Origin of the sequence: Microbulbifer okhotskensis, assembly GCF_023895975.1 — a bacterium.
In the GTDB taxonomy this organism is placed as follows: Bacteria; Pseudomonadota; Gammaproteobacteria; order Pseudomonadales; family Cellvibrionaceae; genus Microbulbifer; species Microbulbifer okhotskensis.
Map to the genome: position 1 here is coordinate 1 of NZ_JALBWM010000232.1, position 2,653 is coordinate 2,653.

At 47.0% G+C, this 2,653-nt stretch carries 3 protein-coding genes; all 3 read left to right on the forward strand.

The window, feature by feature from the left end:
- Positions 1 to 81 precede the first annotated feature (81 nt).
- Complete coding sequence (locus tag MO867_RS23720) at positions 82 to 405, forward strand: tyrosine-type recombinase/integrase (RefSeq protein WP_309143325.1); 324 nt, start codon at positions 82 to 84, stop codon at positions 403 to 405.
- A 289-nt stretch (positions 406 to 694) separates the two neighbouring features.
- Complete coding sequence (locus MO867_RS21485; protein ID WP_252472952.1) at positions 695 to 1,933, forward strand: tyrosine-type recombinase/integrase; 1,239 nt, start codon at positions 695 to 697, stop codon at positions 1,931 to 1,933.
- Positions 1,934 to 2,081: 148 nt separating this feature from the next.
- Positions 2,082 to 2,618 (forward strand): hypothetical protein, encoded by a 537-nt coding sequence (locus MO867_RS21490; RefSeq protein WP_252472954.1) that lies wholly within the window; start codon positions 2,082 to 2,084, stop codon positions 2,616 to 2,618.
- Positions 2,619 to 2,653: the final 35 nt, after the last annotated feature.

Genomic DNA, 2,653 nt, shown 5'->3' on the forward strand with positions numbered 1-2,653 from the left:
TCATCTCTTTTTTGCTAATAGTAAAGAAATGACACAGAATTCTGAACACTACCTCCGATAGCTACCGATCTCATATCCGAGATACGCCAAGGCCGCCCCTCTAGCGGCCCCTTATTCCCCGTAAACAGCTACGACGCATTCAAGAACGCAATAGAGAGAGCCCGCATACAATTACCGACTGGGCAGTTAACACACGTCCTACGTCACACGTTTGCTAGTCATTTTATGATCAATGACGGGAACATTCTGAAGCTCAAGGATATTTTGGGGCACAAGACATTAGCAATGACAATACGCTATGCAAAACTGGCCCCCGGTCACCTATCGCAAGCCTTGGATAAGAACCCACTCTACACCCTTCAGTGTCAACAAAGTGTCAACGGTAACGAGTTGAAGGGCCCCTGAACGTACGTGAAAAAGCTGCTAACTGCTTGTTTTATGCTGGTATCCACCGGTATGTATCGTATTTCAGAGGGTTCAAAATCCCCCGCCCTTAAAAGCGTGCCGGTTCGAGTCCGGCCTCTGGTACCAAATCAAGATCCGAGAAAGTTCGGAATCGTTCAGAAAGCCCCGTAAATCGGGGCTTTCTGCTATCTGGAACGTACACACTCTTCCGCTCTAGTTCATTGTCATCCGGTGCTATCTGGTGCTACATTTGGTGCTACCTGGTTCAATTTAGAAACTGGTAGCACCAATGGCCCTTACAGATACCCAAATCAAACAGGCCAAACCAAGCGACAAGGATCAGTGGCTTACAGATGGGCAGGGATTACGCCTGCTAATCAAACCCACCGGTTCCAAGTATTGGCGGCTTAAGTACCGCTTCCAAGGAAAGCAAAAGACGCTCGCCTTGGGAGTTTACCCGTCTGTGACCCTCAAGCAGGCAAGGAAGAAAGTAACTGAGGCAAAGCAGTTACTTGAAGAGGGACGCGATCCCTCTGCACAAAAACGAGTAGAAAAGCATCAAGTACGAGTCAATATTGACCTGAGCTTTGCTGCTGTTGCGGAAGAGTGGTGGAAACACCAGAAAGGGACCTGGACAGAAGAGCATGCCAGCCGTGTATGGACCCGGTTACGGGATAACACCTTCTTTCGAATAGGGCAAAAGCCAATTGCCGATATTCATCCCCAAGATGTAATTGCCATTGTTCGCGATATTGAAGAGCGGGACGCAATGGATGTTGCTCAGCGGGTTCTGCAAGATATTCGTCGGGTTTGTCGTTATGCAGTGCAAATTGGCAAACTCACTCACAACCCCGCCAGCGAATTAACTGGCATTCTACGTGGCCGTAAAAGTAATCACAGGGCCTCCCTTCCCCGCGAAGAATTACCCAGTTTTCTAAAAGAACTGGACTTTTATCAGGAGCGCGGGCGAGCACTAACCAAGCTAGCTATACAGCTGTTAATCCTTACCTTTGTTCGACCTGGCGAATTGCGTTGTGCGCGCTGGGAAGAATTCGACTTCGAGTCTGCTCTATGGCGTATCCCTGGCGAGCGTATGAAGATGGGAACGGATCATATAGTACCGCTATCTACCCAAGCCGGTGCTGTCTTGGAGGAATTAAAGCCCATCAGTGGCCAATATCCTCTGCTTTTCCCCTCTGAACGCGAAAGGGCCCGGCCCATGTCCGATAACACTATGCGTAAGGCAATTTTTAAAATGGGCTGGGATGGCTCCCAAGAGGGAAAAAGTAAGGCAAACCCCCATGGTTTCCGCGCTACAGCTTCCTCAATCCTGAATGAGACCGGCTTTAATCCTGACGCCATTGAAAGGCAGCTTTCCCACATGGAGAGGAATGGGGTACGGGCTGCATATACCCACCATGCTCGCTATATGGATGAGCGAAAAGAGATGATGCAGTGGTGGGCAAATTATCTTGATGAGATGCGGGGAAGTGGAAAGGTTGTCCCAATTTTTGCAAAGCAGAGCTAATAACAGAGAGATAGGTATGACATCTTCTTTCCTAAAAGCTAGGGAGCGGTTTCGAATTGATGACTATAAAAAACTTAATAAGCAACCAGACAGGACGCTATTTGAGTTTCTGGCATCTCGATCAAATACTTGCTCTTGGTTATCACATTTGACCGGAGGCAACTTATTTAAACTGAACGTTTGTGACTTAGAAATTCCAGAAGAGACGGAATTCCCTTTTCTTGCTTTTAGAGAGGATGATACCGAGTATAAGAAACTTAAATCCTTTGATATAAGTGAGTATCTCTCTTCTGATCAAGGTGTTGAAGAGACAATTGATTCTTCAACATGGACTCCCACTTGGTTAAGGTCCCAGCAGTATGTTTGCTCTTCAGTCAGACCTATGGGGGTTGGGGACGTAATTCGGATGTTCGATGATCTTGAAGATGGAGCACCAGAAGGTTTCTCTGAAGAGGAGTTTGCTGAGGATGTAGCTGAATCGAGAGCTAGGTATCGACAGAATGAAGAAATCTATCCTGAGCTAGAAAAGACCTCAATTGATCAATATTACCGGGAAGCTTTTGGCTACCATGATGGCCTTACAGCTCTGACTATTGATTTGGCAGCAAGAGATGACCAGATAATTGGAGAGCTTAAAGAGCTACTACCAAGACTAAGGGAATTAATAGCTAGATTGCCAACATAAGCGACACACGCTTACCCACTAGAAATTCCAGCGGG

Excerpts from the sequence above, each read along its gene's own strand:
- MO867_RS21485 (WP_252472952.1), top strand. The coding sequence starts at position 695 with ATGGCCCTTACAGATACCCAAATCAAACAGGCCAAACCAAGCGACAAG.